The sequence below is a fragment of the Bradyrhizobium sp. 63_E2_N1_3 genome, assembly GCF_052076005.1.
GTDB lineage: Bacteria > Pseudomonadota > Alphaproteobacteria > Rhizobiales > Xanthobacteraceae > Bradyrhizobium > Bradyrhizobium barranii.
This window is the reverse complement of sequence record NZ_CP197235.1, coordinates 3,805,333-3,822,590: the sequence shown is the minus strand read 5'-3', so window position 1 is coordinate 3,822,590 and position 17,258 is coordinate 3,805,333. Positions and strand designations below refer to the sequence as shown.

Annotated in this window: 21 protein-coding genes and 1 tRNA gene; 10 read left to right on the top strand and 12 right to left on the bottom strand. The window is 63.2% G+C overall.

Annotated features, from left to right (window positions below):
* Nucleotides 1-16 precede the first annotated feature (16 nt).
* Nucleotides 17-466 carry a hypothetical protein gene (locus AB7531_RS17980; protein WP_063982656.1) on the bottom strand — a complete coding sequence of 150 codons (450 nt, stop codon included), beginning with the start codon at nt 464-466 and terminating at the stop codon, nt 17-19.
* 519 nt (nt 467-985) lie between these two features.
* On the opposite strand from AB7531_RS17980, the gene AB7531_RS17975 reads away from it, so the two are divergent.
* Nucleotides 986-2,839 (top strand): alkaline phosphatase family protein, encoded by a 1,854-nt coding sequence (locus AB7531_RS17975; protein ID WP_063982655.1) that lies wholly within the window; start codon nt 986-988, stop codon nt 2,837-2,839.
* A 70-nt stretch (nt 2,840-2,909) separates the two neighbouring features.
* Here AB7531_RS17975 and AB7531_RS17970 read toward each other — a convergent pair whose 3' ends face one another.
* Entirely contained in the window at nt 2,910-3,482 is a 573-nt protein-coding gene (locus AB7531_RS17970) for a hypothetical protein (RefSeq protein ID WP_028154483.1), read from the bottom strand.
* Between the two features lie 381 nt (nt 3,483-3,863).
* On the opposite strand from AB7531_RS17970, the gene AB7531_RS17965 reads away from it, so the two are divergent.
* Nucleotides 3,864-4,523, top strand: coding sequence for a peroxiredoxin (locus tag AB7531_RS17965; RefSeq protein ID WP_014494579.1), 660 nt, complete (start codon nt 3,864-3,866; stop codon nt 4,521-4,523).
* A gap of 138 nt (nt 4,524-4,661) precedes the next feature.
* Here AB7531_RS17965 and AB7531_RS17960 read toward each other — a convergent pair whose 3' ends face one another.
* A complete protein-coding gene (locus AB7531_RS17960) occupies nt 4,662-6,392 on the bottom strand; it encodes a methyl-accepting chemotaxis protein (RefSeq protein WP_063982654.1) in 1,731 nt (576 codons plus the stop codon).
* A gap of 169 nt (nt 6,393-6,561) precedes the next feature.
* Here AB7531_RS17960 and AB7531_RS17955 point away from each other — a divergent pair, with 169 nt between their 5' ends.
* The gene (locus AB7531_RS17955; RefSeq protein ID WP_231145316.1) at nt 6,562-7,953 is read left to right on the top strand and encodes a cryptochrome/photolyase family protein; all 1,392 of its coding nucleotides are present in this window, start codon (nt 6,562-6,564) and stop codon (nt 7,951-7,953) included.
* 66 nt (nt 7,954-8,019) lie between these two features.
* Nucleotides 8,020-8,340, top strand: coding sequence for a hypothetical protein (locus tag AB7531_RS17950; protein WP_063982652.1), 321 nt, complete (start codon nt 8,020-8,022; stop codon nt 8,338-8,340).
* A gap of 56 nt (nt 8,341-8,396) precedes the next feature.
* Here AB7531_RS17950 and AB7531_RS17945 read toward each other — a convergent pair whose 3' ends face one another.
* The 3 genes from AB7531_RS17945 to AB7531_RS17935 form a co-directional block, all read right to left on the bottom strand.
* Entirely contained in the window at nt 8,397-9,143 is a 747-nt protein-coding gene (locus AB7531_RS17945; protein WP_063982651.1) for a hypothetical protein, read from the bottom strand.
* A gap of 97 nt (nt 9,144-9,240) precedes the next feature.
* A complete protein-coding gene (locus AB7531_RS17940; RefSeq protein ID WP_028153619.1) occupies nt 9,241-10,113 on the bottom strand; it encodes a DMT family transporter in 873 nt (290 codons plus the stop codon).
* Between the two features lie 98 nt (nt 10,114-10,211).
* Nucleotides 10,212-10,658, bottom strand: coding sequence for a hypothetical protein (locus tag AB7531_RS17935; protein WP_063982650.1), 447 nt, complete (start codon nt 10,656-10,658; stop codon nt 10,212-10,214).
* A 291-nt stretch (nt 10,659-10,949) separates the two neighbouring features.
* Here AB7531_RS17935 and AB7531_RS17930 point away from each other — a divergent pair, with 291 nt between their 5' ends.
* A complete protein-coding gene (locus tag AB7531_RS17930; protein ID WP_441280024.1) occupies nt 10,950-11,213 on the top strand; it encodes a hypothetical protein in 264 nt (87 codons plus the stop codon).
* A gap of 30 nt (nt 11,214-11,243) precedes the next feature.
* Here AB7531_RS17930 and AB7531_RS17925 read toward each other — a convergent pair whose 3' ends face one another.
* On the bottom strand, nt 11,244-11,705 hold the full coding sequence (locus AB7531_RS17925; protein ID WP_063982648.1) for a host attachment protein: 462 nt from the start codon (nt 11,703-11,705) through the stop codon (nt 11,244-11,246).
* Between the two features lie 311 nt (nt 11,706-12,016).
* On the opposite strand from AB7531_RS17925, the gene AB7531_RS17920 reads away from it, so the two are divergent.
* The 4 genes from AB7531_RS17920 (at nt 12,017) to AB7531_RS17905 (ending at nt 14,107) form a co-directional block, all read left to right on the top strand.
* The gene (locus AB7531_RS17920; RefSeq protein WP_071912916.1) at nt 12,017-12,295 is read left to right on the top strand and encodes a hypothetical protein; all 279 of its coding nucleotides are present in this window, start codon (nt 12,017-12,019) and stop codon (nt 12,293-12,295) included.
* Between the two features lie 141 nt (nt 12,296-12,436).
* A complete protein-coding gene (locus tag AB7531_RS17915; RefSeq protein WP_063982646.1) occupies nt 12,437-12,655 on the top strand; it encodes a hypothetical protein in 219 nt (72 codons plus the stop codon).
* A gap of 146 nt (nt 12,656-12,801) precedes the next feature.
* Complete coding sequence (locus AB7531_RS17910) at nt 12,802-13,767, top strand: AraC family transcriptional regulator (RefSeq protein WP_063982645.1); 966 nt, start codon at nt 12,802-12,804, stop codon at nt 13,765-13,767.
* A 187-nt stretch (nt 13,768-13,954) separates the two neighbouring features.
* Complete coding sequence (locus AB7531_RS17905) at nt 13,955-14,107, top strand: hypothetical protein (RefSeq protein ID WP_014494567.1); 153 nt, start codon at nt 13,955-13,957, stop codon at nt 14,105-14,107.
* Between the two features lie 243 nt (nt 14,108-14,350).
* Here the strand turns inward: AB7531_RS17905 and AB7531_RS17900 are convergent, their stop codons facing one another.
* Both AB7531_RS17900 and AB7531_RS17895 read right to left on the bottom strand, forming a co-directional pair.
* Nucleotides 14,351-14,611 (bottom strand): DUF3551 domain-containing protein, encoded by a 261-nt coding sequence (locus AB7531_RS17900; protein WP_084795081.1) that lies wholly within the window; start codon nt 14,609-14,611, stop codon nt 14,351-14,353.
* A gap of 282 nt (nt 14,612-14,893) precedes the next feature.
* On the bottom strand, nt 14,894-15,166 hold the full coding sequence (locus tag AB7531_RS17895) for a hypothetical protein (RefSeq protein WP_063982644.1): 273 nt from the start codon (nt 15,164-15,166) through the stop codon (nt 14,894-14,896).
* Nucleotides 15,167-15,654: 488 nt separating this feature from the next.
* Here AB7531_RS17895 and AB7531_RS17890 point away from each other — a divergent pair, with 488 nt between their 5' ends.
* Nucleotides 15,655-15,864: a hypothetical protein gene (locus AB7531_RS17890; RefSeq protein ID WP_063982642.1), complete on the top strand. Its 210-nt coding sequence runs from the start codon at nt 15,655-15,657 to the stop codon at nt 15,862-15,864.
* 51 nt (nt 15,865-15,915) lie between these two features.
* Here AB7531_RS17890 and AB7531_RS17885 read toward each other — a convergent pair whose 3' ends face one another.
* The 3 genes from AB7531_RS17885 to AB7531_RS17875 form a co-directional block, all read right to left on the bottom strand.
* On the bottom strand, nt 15,916-16,146 hold the full coding sequence (locus AB7531_RS17885) for a hypothetical protein (RefSeq protein ID WP_063982641.1): 231 nt from the start codon (nt 16,144-16,146) through the stop codon (nt 15,916-15,918).
* 253 nt (nt 16,147-16,399) lie between these two features.
* Nucleotides 16,400-16,476, bottom strand: a tRNA-Arg gene (locus AB7531_RS17880).
* Between the two features lie 151 nt (nt 16,477-16,627).
* Nucleotides 16,628-17,161, bottom strand: coding sequence for a hypothetical protein (locus tag AB7531_RS17875; protein WP_063982640.1), 534 nt, complete (start codon nt 17,159-17,161; stop codon nt 16,628-16,630).
* Nucleotides 17,162-17,258: the final 97 nt, after the last annotated feature.

Sequence of the window (17,258 nt, the reverse complement as noted above, 5' to 3'; positions counted from 1 at the left end):
GGGCGGACGACGCCGCTCAGTAGCAGCGCATGATGTTGACCGTGTGCTCGGCGCCGCCGCGGCCGGGCACCGTCACCTGCTCCGTCGGGCAGCTCGGCACATAGGGCCGGTCGGACGGCACCACGTTCGGCGGGAAGCGATGGGTCCAGTCCCAGGGAACGTCGTACGTATAGGTGTAACGCACGTCGGTGGAGGTCGGCTGCCCGGCATCGACGAAAGGCTGGTTATTGCCTGCGTTGTCGTAGAAGAACCCGCCGCCGCCCGGCCAATAGACCCAGGGCGTGTTGCGGCCGCGGAACCGGGCGCCAGGACCGATCTGCGGACGCGCGATCGCGCCGGAAGGCGCGGCCATCCCGTGCGCGGCGGTGGCGGTGGCGCCGGGCCTGGCAAAACCGTCATTGGCAGAAAGGAGCAGCGCGGCTGCGCTGAGCGAGGCGAAGAGCGCCCCATATGATCTGGACATCATGATACGCACCAACTCGTTTGGCTTCGGCGGCTCCCCACCGCACGCTAGGCCGGGCCGTCGCCCACCCGCAAACGTATAATTAATTGTTGGTTAAGGCACGGGATTAACGGGGTACCTGGTGCGGCAAGTCGCCCGGGATTCTGTGCTGATTTCAGACACTTCGTTCCGGGGTAGTCCTCATGACCCGTTGATCGGAGTTGATCGCGCTCGTCGAATTGGCGGCGGCAATTTTGCTTGAAGTCGCCTCCTCCGTCATTGCGAACGCAGCGAAGCAATCCAGGGTTTTGCCACGGAGGAATTCCGGATTGCTTCGGTGCCCTCGCAGTGACGGCGTCGAGGCGGCTGAGCGCAATAACTGTGATCTCGTGCCCGACAACGCCCCATCCGTGGGTGCCTGGTCACCTCCCCGTCACTTCTGCTTGCTCCCTGGGTCTTGTAACAAAACTGTCATGCAGCAAAACTAAACGATGGCCGGGGGCCGCGGTCGCGGCCATTGCCGCCTCACCGCAGGAGATTTCGATGCGCCGTTCACTGGTGTTGCTGTCCGCCGGGCTGACAGTCTTGTCCACAGGACTTGCCTCCGCCCAGAACAACACGCCCCGCAACCTGATCCTCTTCATCCCCGATGGTCTGCGCGCGCTGAAGGTGACGCCTGAGACCGCGCCGGCGATGGCCGAGGTCCGTGACAAGGGCGTCAATTTCAAGAACCCGCATTCGCTCTTCCCGACCTTCACCATGGCCAACGGCTCGGCGATGTCGACCGGTCACTATCTCGGCGACACCGGCGTGTTCTCCAACACGATCTGGACCAACTATACGTCCGTCCCCGCCGGCGACACCGTGGTCCCCTTCATCGAGAACGACGCCGTGCTCGGCGACATCGACGAGCATTTCAAGGGCGACTATCTCAACGAAGAGACGATCCTGAAGATGGCCCGCGACAAGGGCTTCAGCACCGCGGCGATCGGCAAGGTCGGTCCGACCTACCAGTTCGACCACACCGACAAGCCCGAAAAGGCCGGCCTGCATTCGGTCGTGTTCGATGACTCTACCGGCGGCAAGAACGGCGTGGCGCTGTCGGACGAGGTGAAGGACGCGCTGACCAAGGCCGGCCTGCCCCTCGCCACGCCGCCGCGCGGCGACAATTCCAAGGCGGGCGATGCCAAGACGCCCGGCACCGTTGTCGCCAACGTCGCGCAGCAGGCTTATTTCGCCGACGTCGCCGCCAAGGCCGTGCTGCCGATGTTCAAGGCGCGCAACAAGCCGTTCGTGCTGGTGTTCTGGTCGCGCGACCCTGACGGCACCCAGCACAACCAGGGCGACAGCCTCAACCAGATCAAGCCTGGCATCAACGGCCCGAGCACGATGGCGAGCATCAAGAACGCCGACAACAACCTCGCCCAGCTCCGCAAGGCGCTCGACGAGCTCGGGCTGGCCGCGAATACCAACATCATGATCCAGGCCGACCACGGCTTCTCGACCATCTCCAAGGAGAGCAAGACCAGCCCCTCGGCCAAGGTCAGCTATGACGACACGCCGAAGGACTTTTTGCCGATGGGCTTCTTGGCAATCGACCTCGCCAAGGCGCTCGACCTGCCGCTGTTCGACCCCAACGACAAGAACGCCGCCGTCACCGGCAACGCCCATCCGAAGGCCGGCAACGGCGTGCTCGGCAAGGATCCGACCAAGCCTGACCTCGTCATCGCCACCAATGGCGGCTCGGACCTGATCTACCTGCCGAACAAGGACAAGAAGCTGGCGGTCAAGACCGTCAAGGCGCTGCTCGAGCAGGATTACGTCTCCGGCCTGTTCGTGGACGACTCGCTCGGCCGCATCCCCGGTACCCTGCCGCTGTCGAGCATCAATCTGCGCGGCAAGTCGGCGACGCCAACGCCGGCGATCGTCGTCAATTTCCGCTCCTATGCCAGCGATTGCGGTGAAGCGCCGACCAACTGCTCGGTGCAGGTCGCCGACACCGTGCTGCGCCAGGGCCAGGGCATGCATGGCAGCTTCAGCCGCGGCGACACCATGAACTTCATGGCCGCGATCGGTCCGGACTTCAAAGCCGGCTACGTCAGCCAGATCCCGGTCAGCAATGCCGACGTCGGCATGACGGCCGCCCAGCTCATGGGCCTGCGCGGCCCGCAGAACGGCGGCCTTGTCGGCCGCGTGATGTCGGAGGCCCTGCCCAACGGCATCGTGCCGAAGGCCTATACCGGCACGCTGAAGTCCAAGCCCGCAGAGGGCGGCCTGGCGACCGTGCTGAACTTCCAGCGCGTCGGCAGCCAGCGCTATTTCGACGCCGCCGGTTTCCCGGGCCGCACGCTCGGGCTCGAGCCGGACGCCGGCAAACAAAAAACGGCGGGGAAATAACCCCGCCGCTGTCTGTCGCGCCTCGCAAGGGGCGCGACAGTCTCGTCTAACTCTTACATTCCCAGATCTTTTACATGCCGATGTCGAACACGTTCGGCAATTGGCCCGCCAAAGGCAGCGCAGTGGCGCCCAGGAAGGTCGCCACCATCGCCATCAGGCGACGGTTGTTCTGGCGCTTGCCGCGCATCTGTCCGGCGATCCACTCCAGCATCTCGCTGTTGACCTTGGCGGCGTAGGACGGCGCCCAGCTCTCGATCTCGGACTCTGCCGACAGCGCGACGCTGCGCGGCGGCACCTTCAGGCCCGAGGCGCTCGCGGCGTAATGGGCAACGGCCTTGGCGAGCAGGTCGTCGAACCGGCCGCCATCGGTGCGCTCGGTTGCGGCTTCATTGATCTCGAACAGCGCCTCGGCTTCGGCGCGGCTGACCGGCTGGTCGTTGACGGCCGTGGCGGTCAGGATGCGCGCGCACCAGGCGGTGTCATCGGCATCGAGCGAGCGGGAAAAGTGGACCCGGCCCTTGGTGGTCGGGCCTTCGCCCGTGATCACGCCGTCGCGCACGACGGTCAATGCATGAGCCGCGGTATCGCGGCAGGACGGTTCGAGGGACGGCGACTCAACAGACTTATGCGCAGCGGCAGACATAGTTCACTTCCAGATTTCTTCTGATCGACCAGCATTTTCATGCGGGCGTAAAGGGGTGGTTAATGATTCGATATGGGGATCGCGACTTTTCTCAATGGTTGCCGATTAGTCGCTACGAGGACCATTTCGGTTCCGGAGGCGTCGGGGCGAGCGTGATGCGGGTCATAAAAGGCTTTATGGGGGCAATCGAGACCGTACGGCTCCGGTCGAGATGTTTCGTCGCAGGCGCGGCTGTAACAGAAAGGTGCTAGGAAATCGGCCCTTCAGAGAAGAAATTCACATTTTACTTGAAGCAGTTCACTTAGGGCCGCGAAGACCCTATACTGACCGCGACGGCCGAAGATAAATTACCAAGTAAATTCAATGAGATGAGGTAGAACCATGACACTCCCGATCGGCACCACCGCGCCCGACTTCGAAGCCGAGACCACCGAAGGGAAGATCAAGTTCCACGACTGGATCGGCAATAGCTGGGCTCTCCTGTTCTCCCACCCGAAGGACTTCACGCCGGTTTGTACGACCGAGCTCGGCGCGCTTGCCAAGCTGAAGCCGGAATTCGACAAGCGCGGCGTCAAGCTGATGGGCCTTTCGGTCGATCCGGTCGACCGCCATTCCAAATGGTCTGAGGATATCAAGGAGACGCAAGGCGCCGCCCCCAACTACCCGATGATCGGCGACACCGACTTCAACGTGTCGAAGCTCTACGAGATGTTGCCGGCCTCGACCTCGGGCGATCCCCTCACCCGCACGCCGGCCGACAACCAGACCGTCCGCAACGTCTTCATCATCGGGCCGGACAAGAAGATCAAGCTGGTGCTGGTCTATCCGATGACCACAGGCCGGAATTTTCAGGAGATCCTGCGCGTCATCGACTCGCTTCAGCTCACCGCCAAGCATCGCGTCGCCACGCCGGCCGACTGGACGCAGGGCGAGGACGTCATCATCGCCGGCTCGGTTTCCAACGACGAGGCGAAGACGATCTATCCGCAGGGCTGGAAGGAACCGAAGCCCTACATCCGCATCGTGCCGCAGCCGAAGTAACTTTTGGCGATCGCGGATAGCGACCGCAAAAAGTCATCCCGGGGTGATGCGTCAGAACCCGGGATCTAGAGATTCCCTGGTGCGCAATGCGCACCAGGGTTCGGTCCTTCGGACCGCCCCGGAAATGACCGAGTTGGATTAGGCCGCGTGCACGCGGTCGAGGAAGCTGTCGACCTCGGCTTTCAGATGCAGGCTCTCGCCTGATAGCGCCTGGGCAGAGGCAAACATCCGGCTGGAGGTCTCTCCCGTCTCGCTCGCGCCCTTGGCGGCGTGACGGACATTGACCGCGACATCGGCGGTGCCGGAGGCCGCAGCGCGAACGCTGGCTGCGATGTTGTGGGTGGCGCTTCTCTGCTGCTCGACCGCGGCCGAGATCGAGCCCGCGATGCCGCTGATGCGCTCGATGGTCTGGCCGATCGCCTTGATGGCGGTGACCGATTCCTCCGTTGCAAGCTGCATGCTGGCGATCTGGTTCGAGATCTCGTCTGTCGCCTTGGCGGTCTGGCCGGCGAGCGTCTTGACCTCCTGGGCCACCACCGCGAAGCCGCGACCGGCGTCCCCAGCACGCGCGGCCTCGATGGTGGCGTTCAGCGCCAGAAGATTGGTCTGCTCGGCGATCGAGGTGATCAGCTTGACGACGTCGCCGATGCGCGCCCCCGCTTCCGAGAGCTGCGCCATGCGCTGGTCGGTGGCTTCGGCCTGCCGTACCGCCTCGGCGGAGATCTCATTCGATTCCTGCACCCGGCGGGTGATCTCGGAGATCGACTGAGACAGTTCGTCGGAGGCTGAGGCCGCCGTGCGCACGTGCTCGGAGGCGTTCTCGGATGCGCCGGCCGACTGCGCCGACAGATCGGCGGTGGAGCGTGCGGTGTCGGTGAGTTGCCGCGCCACCCGCTCGAACTCACCGGAGGAGCTCAGCACCTTGTCGAGGATGCCGCCGACGCTGCCGCGGAACTGCTCGACGAAATTGCGCAGCTCCGCCTTGCGCTGCTCCGCCGCGGCAGCAGTGGCCGCGGTCTGCTCGCTGCGCAGGCGCGCCCGCTCCAGCGAGTTGCTCTTGAAGACTGCGACCGTGCGGGCGATCTCGCCGATCTCGTCGGCGCGATCCTCGCAATCGATCTCGACGTCGCTCTTGCCTTCGGCGAGCGCCGTCAGCGAGCGCGTGACCGAGGTGAGCGGCCTGGTGATACGGCGGACGACCAGCAAGGTGAGGACCAGCACCAGCAACGCCGCAATACCGGCCGCAATCGCCATGCTCTCGATGGCCTGGGTCAGCATGCTCTCGAACTGCGCCATGGGGATGCCGACATAGAGAATGCCGACGACCTTGCCGGTGGCATCCGCGACCGGGAAATAGGCGGTCATAAAGGTTTTGCCGAACAGCGTGGCCGGGCCCTTGTACGCCTCGCCGCGGCGCAGGACGGCCTGCCCGGGATGATCGGCGGCAAGCTGGGTCCCGACAGCGCGGTCGCCGTTCTCCTTCTTCACGTTGGTCGAGCGGCGGACGAACTGCCCGCTCGCATCGTCGAACACGAACAGGGTCGCGTTACCACCGACATAGGACACCGCGCGATCGACGATGGCGTGGTCCCTGAACTCCGGCATTTTGGGAATCTCGGCGCGCGCGACCCCGCCATCCCGCATCGTGATCTTCGCGTCGGGAACGACCTCGGCAAAAGCCAGGGCCAGCGTGCGCAAATTGACCTCGATGTCGCGCAGCGCACGATCGTTGAAGGCGGAGGTGAGCGACCAATAGCCGGCGCCGACCACGAGCGCCGTGTTCACGGCGATCAGCAGCACAGCGCACAGGACGGCCTTGGTACCCAGCTTGAATTGCGGCAAGAACTTTGCCGTCGCACGGTTGGACATGAATGGAACTACCCCCGGAATTCCTGCATATTCATGCAATCGGCTTACGACCGAATTAACGGCGGTTCACACCGCCGCATGCGGCATGCTTGCCAAATTGTAAACGAGGCCTGCCCTGACCACGCCAAGCGCGCCGCCTGTCATCGTCTGGTTCCGCGATGACCTCCGCCTGTCCGACCATCCCGCCCTCCATGCTGCCGCGAAGACAGGCGCGCCGGTGATCTGCCTCTATGTGATGGATGAGGTGGCCGGACGGGCGCCGGGCGGTGCGACGCGCTGGTGGCTGGCGCAGTCGCTGCGGGCGCTCGGCGCCGAGATCGCCACGCGCGGCGGATCGCTGATCCTGCGCAAGGGGCCGGCGGCCAAGGTGATCCCCGAGGTGGCGCGGGAGAGCGGAGCCGCAATGGTCTACTGGAACGGGGTCGCGCAGGCGCCACATCAGTCCGTCGAGAAACAGCTCGAAGCGGCGCTGGCAAAGCTCGGCGTGGACTCGCAGAGCTTCCCTGGCGACTTGCTGGTGTCACCCTCGGCGATCCGCAACAAGGAGGGCCGCGGCCTTCGCGTCTTCACGCCGTTCTGGCGACGGGTGCTGTCGCTGGGGGATCCGCCCAAGCCTCTGCCCGCACCGCGGGAGCTACGCCCTGCGCCGCAGCTCGCCAGCGACGCGCTGGAGAGCTGGACGCTCGAGCCGACAAAGCCCGACTGGGCTGGCGGCCTGCGCCAGACCTGGACCCCGGGTGAAGCCTCGGCCTGCGTGCGCCTCCGCGACTTCCTCAAGCACGCCGCGCGCGTCTATGTCGGCGATCGCGACCGTCCGGATCGCGAGGGGACTTCAAGCCTGTCGCCTCATTTGAGGTTCGGCGAGCTCAGCCCGCGCCAAGTCTGGCACGCCGCGCGCTTTGCCGCAGCGGAGAATTCCGCGATCGGGCCCGGCGTCGAAAAGTTCCTGAGCGAGCTCGGCTGGCGCGAATTCTGCCGCCACCTCCTCGACGATCATCCGAGCCTTGCCACCGAAAACCTGCAAACGAATTTCGATGGCTTTCCCTGGAAGGGCGACAAGAAAGCGCTCGCCGCCTGGCAGCGCGGACGCACCGGCTATCCCATCGTCGATGCCGGCCTGCGCGAGCTCTGGCACACCGGCGTGATGCACAACCGGGTGCGGATGGTGGTGGCGTCCTTCCTGGTCAAGCATCTCCTGATCGACTGGCGCGACGGCGAGAGCTGGTTCTGGGACACGCTGGTCGATGCGGATGCCGGCAGCAATCCCGCCAACTGGCAATGGGTCGCCGGCTGCGGCGCCGACGCCGCACCCTATTTCCGCGTGTTCAATCCAACTCTCCAGGGCGAGAAGTTCGACCCTGATGGAGTCTATGTCCGGCGCTGGGTGCCCGAGCTGAAAGACGTGCCGGCCAAGCTGATCCACCAGCCCTGGCAGGCATCACCGATCGAGCTTGCGAGCGCGGGCGTCACGCTCGGCAAGACCTATCCGCAGCCGATCGTCGATCACGCGAAGGGGCGCGAGCGCGCGCTCGCCGCCTACGCAAAGATCCGCAAAGGTTGAGCGCTGCTTTGACTCGATTTTGAAACCCGCTATCGTCATCGCTCCATACAAACCGTGGGGGACGATATGGACGACGAGAAGCCGATCACCGAACAGGCGCTGGACACGATCACCACCGCCCTGGAAGCAACCAGCGAAGCCGCAGTCACCGCCGTCAAGAAGGTCAGGAAAGCCGCCAAGAAGGTCGCGAAGAAAGTAGCGCCGAAGCAGGCTTCCAAGAAGAAAGCCAAGAAGGCGACCAAGAAGGCATCCAAGAAATCTGCGAAGAAAGCTTCGAAGAAGGCTGCAAAGAAGTCGTCGAAGAAACCGGCCAAGAAGGCTGCAAAGAAGGCCACCAGGAAGTCCGCGAAGAAGGCAGCCAAGTCGAAAAAGAAGGCCAAGCGCTGATCGCAGCGCTCGAGCAGGTCTCCAGGTGCGGGCGCGCCCGGAGACTGCTCCGGCCCCTACCCTCGCCGCTTGGCTGCGCGCCGGCCCGGGTGATGCTCGCCTTGCGGATCACGAAATTCGCTGCGATGGCCGCGCCGGTCCTCCTTGGCGAAGCGCCTCCGCTTCTCGGATGAGCCGAACTGCTTGATCACCTTCCGGCCGTTGACCTTCTTGATGACATAGCCGCCTTCCGTCATCGAGAACGGCGCCTTGAGCGACCCCATATGGTCGAACTTGGTGCCGCGGGGATGCTCGAACGGTTCGAACCAGGACGGATAGACGAAGTTCGACATCGGAAAGCCGTTGACGAGAAAAGACTCCTCTTCCACGGCGTCGCAGACCTCGTAGGCATATTGGGTGTGCCGAGTCTTGTCGGCCCACAGATTGGCCATGGGATCGAGCACCATCTCGAACAGTTCGTGCGAGGCCGCCAGGCTGACCGGATCGTCCTCGCCGAGTGCCTTCAGAAAGATCTTTGAGATCGGCTGGCCGCGGTGCGTCAGCTCGTGCCGCCCGAGGAAGTTCTTGTGGGTGGCGTCGTCAAAATAGAGCAGCTGCCAGTCCGTCGGCTTCGGGTTGCGGGTGACGTCGAGATCGATGGGATAGCCCCAGACCGGCAGGAAATGCTCGTCGTAGCATTTCTGGAGCGCCGCCGTGAGCCTCCCCATCATCCGCTCGCTCATCATCTCCTCGGCGTAGTTGATGCAGGCAATCCGGACCGGCCTCAAGGACCTGCCGAGCAGTGCACGCCGTGCTTTTTTCATGGAAATCACCTTGCCAAAGGGAAGCTGAAATCAGTCCAGCCTAGCACGAGCGCGCGCCGCACGTTAGGGATGTATTCCGACGTACTGGCCTGCCTGCCTAGAAACGCCGATTGACGACGAACACCGCCGCCGCGCACATCGCCATGCCGGCAATCGCCAGCGCATCGAGCTTCTCCCCGAACAGCAGATAGGCCATCAGCGCCGTGACGGCGGGCACCAGGTAGAACAGGCTCGCAACCGAGGTCGCGGCAGCGTGGCGGATCAGCCAGTACAACAGCCCGATCGATCCGATCGAGAGCGCCACGGCAAGCCAGGCAAGTGCGAGCACGAACTCCCGCGTCCAGTGCACCACGCGGTCCTCGAACAGGAAGGCGCCGACCGTGAAGAAGACGGTGACGGCGATATATTGGACGAGATTGCCGGCGCGCCAGTCGATGTGGTTGCAGTAGCGGCGCTGATAGAGCGTGCCGAGCGTGATGCTGATCAACGACACCACCGAGGCGAGCCAGCCGAGCCCCGCCTCGCCGGTCATCGGACGGCCGTGCAGGATCAGCGCCACGCCGCCGAGGCCAAGCACGAGCCCCGCCCATTGCACCGGCGTCACGCGTTCGCCGAGCCAGCGATTGGCGATGGTCGAGGTCAGGATCGGCTGAAGGCCCGGAATCAACGCCGAGAGTCCGGCCGGGATCGAATGCGCGATCGCAATCGCCGTGCCGCCGAGATAGAAGCCGTGGACGAGAATGCCGGCAACGGCGCTATGCGCGACGTCGACACGGTCCGGCCATTTCGGTCGCGCGATCGCTGCGATGATCGCCATCAGGCCGACCACGATCGCCATGCGAATGGCGAGATAGGTCAAGGGATCGGCGTTGTTGATGATGTATTTGGTGCCGATGAATCCGGTGCTCCAGAGCACGACGAACAGGATCGGCGCGGCGCGGGCGGTCAGGGCTTCTTGATTATGGTTCATTGCCGCCCTCATTGCCCGACCGGGGCCTATGCGGCAATGCGAATTTCCGAACGAGCGATGCTGCGCTGCGACGGTCAGCGGGAGCGCAGCTCAGTCACTCACCATTCTTCCGGACAGGGGTCGATGATCTTCCAGAGTTCGACACCGTTCTTGATCTTCTTCATGTCGGTGGTGAGCCCGCCATTGCGGCGAATCCAGTCCTTCACCGTGTTGGGGTAATAGGACATCAGGTCGGACGTCCCCTCCGCGCTGGTGACCTTGATGCCGAAGGTGAAGGCCTTGTCGTAATAGGCCTGGTGGAAGCCGAGGCTGGCGCGCGGCGTCACGCAGATCTTGTTCATCGGCACCATGCCGAGCACCAGGGTGCAGGCCGAGTTGCAGATGCCGTCGATGATGACGCGCTCGCCCTTCTCGCGGACCCGCTTGTACTTGGCCTTGTACTCCTCGACGTAGCCGCCGTGGTCACGGGTGATGTGCAGCTCGGCGCGCGCCGGCGTGGCGGCGGCGACGGAGAGCAACAGCAGGCTCAAAAGCGTGATGCGCATGGTGCGTGACGGCGAAAGCCTTCAGGAATGAACCGGCCTCGAAGGACCCCCAAAGGGCCGGCGACAGGATTCTTAAGCGAATTCTCTTTGGCCATACTTGTGTGGGGAATTCGTTAAGCATCCCGAAAAGGCCAAAAATGGGCAGCCTTCGACCCTGCTCCGGGCAATTCTGTCACACCCACCCGGGAATCGGCGGGATTGGCCCCGATTTCCAGGCGCCGGACGGGTGTCCCGGCGGCTCGAAATGGCTATAAACACCTGACCTATTCGCGCGGGTTCCGGAGAATCGAGATGAGCACGTTGAAGCTTGTAGCCGCGGTGGCTGCCCTGTCGGCCGCAATCCTCGCCCCCAGCCTTGCGGAGGCGCGGGGACACCACCGGTACCACCGCCACTACACCAACCCGCTGCCCTACCCGATCAGCTATCTGCACAATTACGGGCCCGGCGTTCCCCCCGGCACTTTCGCCTTCTACGACGGCCCGTCGAACAACCGCTGCTACCAGAGCTCGGCCACCTATATCGGCCAGGACGGCCGCCGGCACCCCTGCTTCTGAGGGGCGCTGGCGCGTCCTCTGCGGGTGCCGCTATTTGGCGGTGCCCGACAGCAGCAATTGCTTCTCGATCTCGTAGACCGGCAGCTTGACGAGGTCCTTGCCGACCTCGCCTTGAAGCGCCTTGCGCACGATGTCCGAATAGTCGGCGCGGATCATCCCGAGCGCGCGTGGTGAGGCCACCATGGTCAGGGCCGAGGTCTCGCCCGCGCTGACGGCGGCATCGAGCCGGCCGGCCAGGCTCCGCAGGAAGGCACGCTCCGCCTCATCGTGCCAATCGGTCTGCTCGACCGAGCTGCGCGCGCCGCCGACGGCGGCGTTCAGCCGGCCCGGCGCATCGGTCCCTTGCGCACTGGTCGAGGGATTGGGCTGCTCGTGCACCTCCCGGGTGTGGAGGTTCGGAAACATCTCGTCGCCGAGGTTTTCCAAAATGAGCGCCTTGCGCCCGTCGCACACGATCAGCCAGTCACCCTTGTCTATTCTCATCTTGTCCATTGCACAGCTCCAGGCAATCTCGCGAGCCTGCTCTTCGAATTCCTCGAAGCGCTGGCTACGGCAAGACTAGGGATGAAGTCGTGCCGGCGAATTGCGCAGGATCAAAGATGAACGCAATGTCCTGCCAGGCAGCGCCAGTGCAAGCGCAGCATTGGTCACGCGCGCGAACCTGGGATAGTCTTGCGAAGCGAAAGGTCAGGTCTGCGGCGAGCTTTGCTGAAGATTTGTTCATCAGCATTACATTTCGGCTCCGCCACAATTTGATCAGAACAACTTCGATATCCTGTATTGCGTAAGCAGAGGAAGACATCATGAATCTCAAGACTGGCCTCGTCGCCGCATCCCTGTTCGGTGCCATCATGGCATCACCGGCGGCGTCCGCCATGCCCATCGCGCCCGCACCTGCGACGCCGCAGGTCTCCGACGTCGAGCAGGTCCGCATGGTCTGCGACGCCTGGGGACGCTGTTTCTGGCGCCCGAACTATGATGGGTATTACGGCCCGCGGCCGTATTACGGGCCCCGATATTATGGGTATGGGCCACGCGCCTATGGGCCTCGCTATTACGGACCACGCTATCGCCGCTGGTGATCTCCAAAGGGGCCCTCTCGGGCCCCTTCGCTTTTGCGAGATCGCGCCTTGCGTCCATTCGCGTGCGCGCGGCTTGCGTGGAGCGATTCCAAAACTGATCTAGATCAAAGATGAAATTCGATGTGCCGTCATTCTGCGTCGATGGCGGATTTCATTGTTTTCCGATGCCCCCAGACGGGCATGAATGTGCAGACGCATCTCGAGAGGCAGCCAAGGCTTGACGAGCGAAGGCCTGACGAGCGGAGGCTTGAGGGGCGGCGGCTCGAGGGGCGGAGCTTCGAGTCCTTCGCCTGTCCCGCCTGCACGCGTCTCCATTTCATCGACCTCGCCTCAGGCCAACCGATGAACCGGGACCGTTGACGGTGACATCGACCCGCCGCGCCGCGTGGCATGATGTCCGCAATACTACGGCCTGGAATCCGGTTTACTGAATCATCCTGTTTCGCCATTGATTGCGATGTATTGATTTTCATTTAATTGTCACATTGCAGCATCCGGCCAGAAGCATGTTCTTCGACGCTCTCGCCCCCTCCTCCGCCCTCCAGTTGATCCGGTTTTCCGACGTCGACGCGTTTCGGCCGGCCGAGTCGATGGAAGACGCCCGCAGCATTCCGCTCGACGTCGCCAACTTCGCTGCGGCGCGTGCGATCGTGAACCTGCCGGGGTGCCGGATCATCGTGGCGAGGTCGTTTGCGCGGATCCTCGATACCGCCTATCGCGCACCGGGCGGCATGGTGATCCTGCCGATGACCGACGATCTGCGGGCCAGCTCGAGCGGGATCGAACTCGACTCGCGCGTTTTCATCGCCTTGCGCGGCAATCATCATTGTCATTTCGTCGAGCATCAGACCAATTACCACGCGCTGATCATGTTCTCCCCCGGGCTCAGAGATCGCGGCTGGTTCGATCGCGCCGATGCATTGTGGGTTCGCATCGCGGACCCCGTGGCGCATCTCTACGCGCGTCAGCTTGTTCTCGACATCCTGCGGACCGCGTCCGTAGAGCCGCACATGTTCGAAACCACAGAGGTCGCCGCGCATCTCCAGGAGGGTCTGCTGCTCGCCTTCGACGACCTGTTTCAAATCGACCCGTTGTCTGATCGCACCGCCCCGAATGCAGGCGCGCGATCAGCCAGGCTCGTGCAACAGATCGACGATTACGTCTCGGCCTATCCGACCGCTCCGATCTATACGGCCAATCTCGCCGGCGAGTTGGGCGTTTCGGTCCGAACGCTCGGCGGCGCGGTGAGCAAGGTGCGCGGCATGAGCCTGCATCAATACATCCGCCTGAAGCGGCTGTGGGCCACACGCTCGCGGCTCCTGAAGGGCGGCGGCGCGACGGTCGCCACGTGCGCACGCGCCCAGGGATTTCATCACCTCGGCGAGTTTGCCGCGGCCTACCGTGCGACCTTCCACGAGGCGCCCTCCGACACGCTGGCACGGGCTCGGCACACCTGCCGTTCCGCAAGCTGACATCACAGGCGCGACGCCGATGGCTTGCCTTGACCACGCGTCGGGGGGCTATGGAACAGGTTCCCTCGAACGAGGTTGTCAGGTCCGAGCAGTGCGCCGCCAGCCAGCCCCGGGGGCGCGCTGAGAAACCCCGCGCGCCTACGCGCGGGGTTTTTCTCGCCGTCAATCAAGTGGTTCAGGGAAGAGAATGTCCATCAACCGCAACGTCCTGTTTCTGATCATCGGCGCTCTGGTCGTCACGGCAGCCGTGCTCGGCTACAACCTCTACCAGGCGAAGAAACAGCCCGACGGCCTGCAGATCAATGTCGGCCCCAATGGGCTGAAGATCCAGGGCAAGTAAGGGGACCCGAAGATTGAGCCGGCCGGGCCTCGAGGCTCGGGCTCACCCAGGTTGACAATCTCGAACCCCTTTTCTCTACGGCGTGCAATAGCCTCGCCGACGAGCTTTCGGATCATTTCGGGACGAGTGGGTGGATCCATGTGATTCCGGCGTATGCCATCGGAGACGCGATTAACCCGGTCCGCATGAGCATAGTGAGCCCGCCGGTTCACGCTGGCGGGCTGGGCGTCTCTCGCAACTGCCCTAGTAGGCGCGGCGGCCGTGCCGCCGATAAGCTGCGGGGTTTTCCACGCCCGCGAAGTATGGATTTATGGCGCACTCTGCGGCGCGGCCCGATGCCGAAGCATTGCACTGAGGCAGCGATGTGTAGCTGCAATCGTAATAGTTGGCCCCCGCGCGGTAAACGTGCAGGCAAACCGGAAAGGCCGGATTATACGTCTGAGCTGCCGCCGGCTCTGTTGATGCCATCCCGATTGCCAAAATCGCCAAGGTCGGAGTACGCATCGGAACCTCCTTTCGGACATTGAGAACGCGCGCGAAGCTCCACGAGCCAGTACTTCGATCGTACCCCGCGGAGGTCGCGACTGCGCCTGACGATCGCTACCAGCCCCGCTGGTCACGCTGGCGGGCCGTCCCTTCTAAACTTCATTGCGATCGGTTCCGTTCCCGATCTGGAACTACCGCTTTGTACAAAAGCGGACAGAACTGATTGCCGGTTTTTCCTATGCTCATGACCACCTGGCGACCCCATTACCGCCAAGGTAGCCTCCAAACGGCCCCGGCAACTTAGTCTTTTGCTGGGGCCGCTTTTGCGCTGGTGCCGATCAGCCGGACATAGGTCCCGCTCTCGTGCAGCTCGAGCCAGCCGCATTCAACCGCATACTTGATGCCGGCCCCAAACTCCGAGCCACTGGCTTTTAGCGTGTAAAGGAAGGGCGCGTTGACCTTCTCGATGTGGATGCGGCCGTCCTGGACAGCTTCAATAGTCGTCGCGAGTTCTATCAGCTTGCGGGCCGCGACTTCTGGGTTGGCGAAGGATCGTTCGGTGGCAAGTTTCATCGGTACCCCATAGCTGGCACGGTCGGCCTATTCCAATCGAAGTGTGGTCGGACATCGGCGCCTCTTCTGCCGCACGTCTGGCAGACGAATTTCGTCTCAATATCCGAGAGCCGCACCTCGTCAGACCATCGATCCGCGCTTAGAGCAACGTGGTGGCTGCAACGATAGTCGGCGCAATAGATGAGGACGCCGCGCACACCCATCTCGCGCATCTCGCCAAAGGTGATCTTTTGAGGCCGCATCTCGCCATCGAAATGCGGCGCAAGGCGGAGTCAAATTATCGATTCCTAGTATTTCGGAACGCGCGCGAGCTACTGCCTATCGTGGGTGTGGAAAGGCGAACCGCACAGGAAAAGACACGGCCGCGGCCGGCGGCGCACCCCACCGGTTGAAGCGGTAGCTTATCCACAATTCCGGCGCTGCGAGCATTTGCTTCGGCGCCGCCGGGATCCAAAATCAAAATCGCGACTCATCAGGGGAGCAAGCACATGCGCAACAGGGCGGAAGCAAATTCCGATGTTGAGGCGCGGATTGCTCAAATCGAGCAGATGACGTTAGACCAGATCGCGACGTTTCAGGGCAGGATGCTGTCCGATATTATCACCGGTAGAATTGCGCCAAGAGAAGCCAGCGCCCTAGATCGCGCTCTCCGAAAACGTTTGAAAGTGATTGAGCAGGGACTGCGCAAGGGGGGCTGAGGCGCGAGGCTTCGGTCCCGCGCTCACACCGCAGTTGAAAGGCCCGCCGGTTCACGCTGACTGGCTGCCCTCTTGGATATCTCCTGCCTGGGAAAGCCTCGAAACGCGCTCAATGAAGGGCTCCTCCTGCGACTGGTCTACATGGAGGGAAATCGCCTCTATGCCGCTAACGAACTGCCGTTCATTTATGAGCTTGAAAAGCTCTTCCACGGCCACCTTGCCATCCACCACGAACGTGCTGTTCTTGCCGTTGGTTTCGAAGATTGCGACGTAACGGCTCATGCGTGTTCCTCGGTGCGCTCGAATCAATGGGAGCGCTCATCCTGCCACGTGCGCAGTTCGATGCGACAAGCCTCGAACGTTGTGCAGGTTATCCACACCGCCCCCTGCGAACGAAGCGAGAATCGCCATGTTGCGCTCGTGTTGCGGGGACTGCGCGGCACAGAACGGGAAGCATTGAAATCAAAGGGTTTTTGCAGTTACAGCCCGCAACACGGCCGAAAGCCGCTCTTTCAACCTAAGTCATTGATTTTACTGGCGCGCTCGGAAGGATTCGAACCTCCGACCCTCGGAATCGAAATCCGATGCTCTATCCAGCTGAGCTACGAGCGCCCCGGCCCGGGTATTGGGCCGCAACCGAGAAGCGCCTGACCGCGGCTGGCAAGCCAGCGCACCGGACGGCGTTCGGATGGGTTCGAATTAGCAGAGAGATTGACCAATAAAAAGCCCTCACCGTCTCGTTTCGAGACGGTCGGAGGCGCCCTTACCAGGTCGTGTTGAAGAGACCGAAATGGGGCTGCTGCGCGACCAGCATCATCGACCGGCCCTGATACGGCGCCGGGTGCGCCCTGGCGACCTTGCGCTTGGGCTGAGCCTGGATCTGAGGAGTCTGCCCCTGAGGAATCTGAGACTGCGCCTGAACTTGCGGCTTGGCCTCGGTCTTCCTGGCCGCAGCGGCACTGGCCTTCGGGGCCGGCGTAAACTGGGCGAAAGTCTCGCGCACCCGCGCCTTGGCCGACATCTCGGCCAGCTCTGGCGAAGCAGCCTCCTGCACCGGCGGCAGAGGCACAACGACCGCGGCGGTCTTCACTGCGGGTGCGGCAATCGTCGGCTGGCTGGTGTCGAGCACGACACGCTCAGGCAAATGGCGATCCGACCGGATCCGGATCAGGGGCTGATCGTTGCTTGCGCTGACAATGGCCCGTGCATCCGGTTGCGACGGCAGAACGTAATCCGCCACGAACAACAGTGCGAGCAACGCTCCACCGACGAAAACGAAGTACCTGAAAATGGGCATCGGCCACGCTCCGCCCCCCGCATCCCCGCGTGGGCTCTTCGCCTTAAACCGGCGATACTCTAATTGGTTCCTGCACCCGGCCCTTGGTTCAAATGGC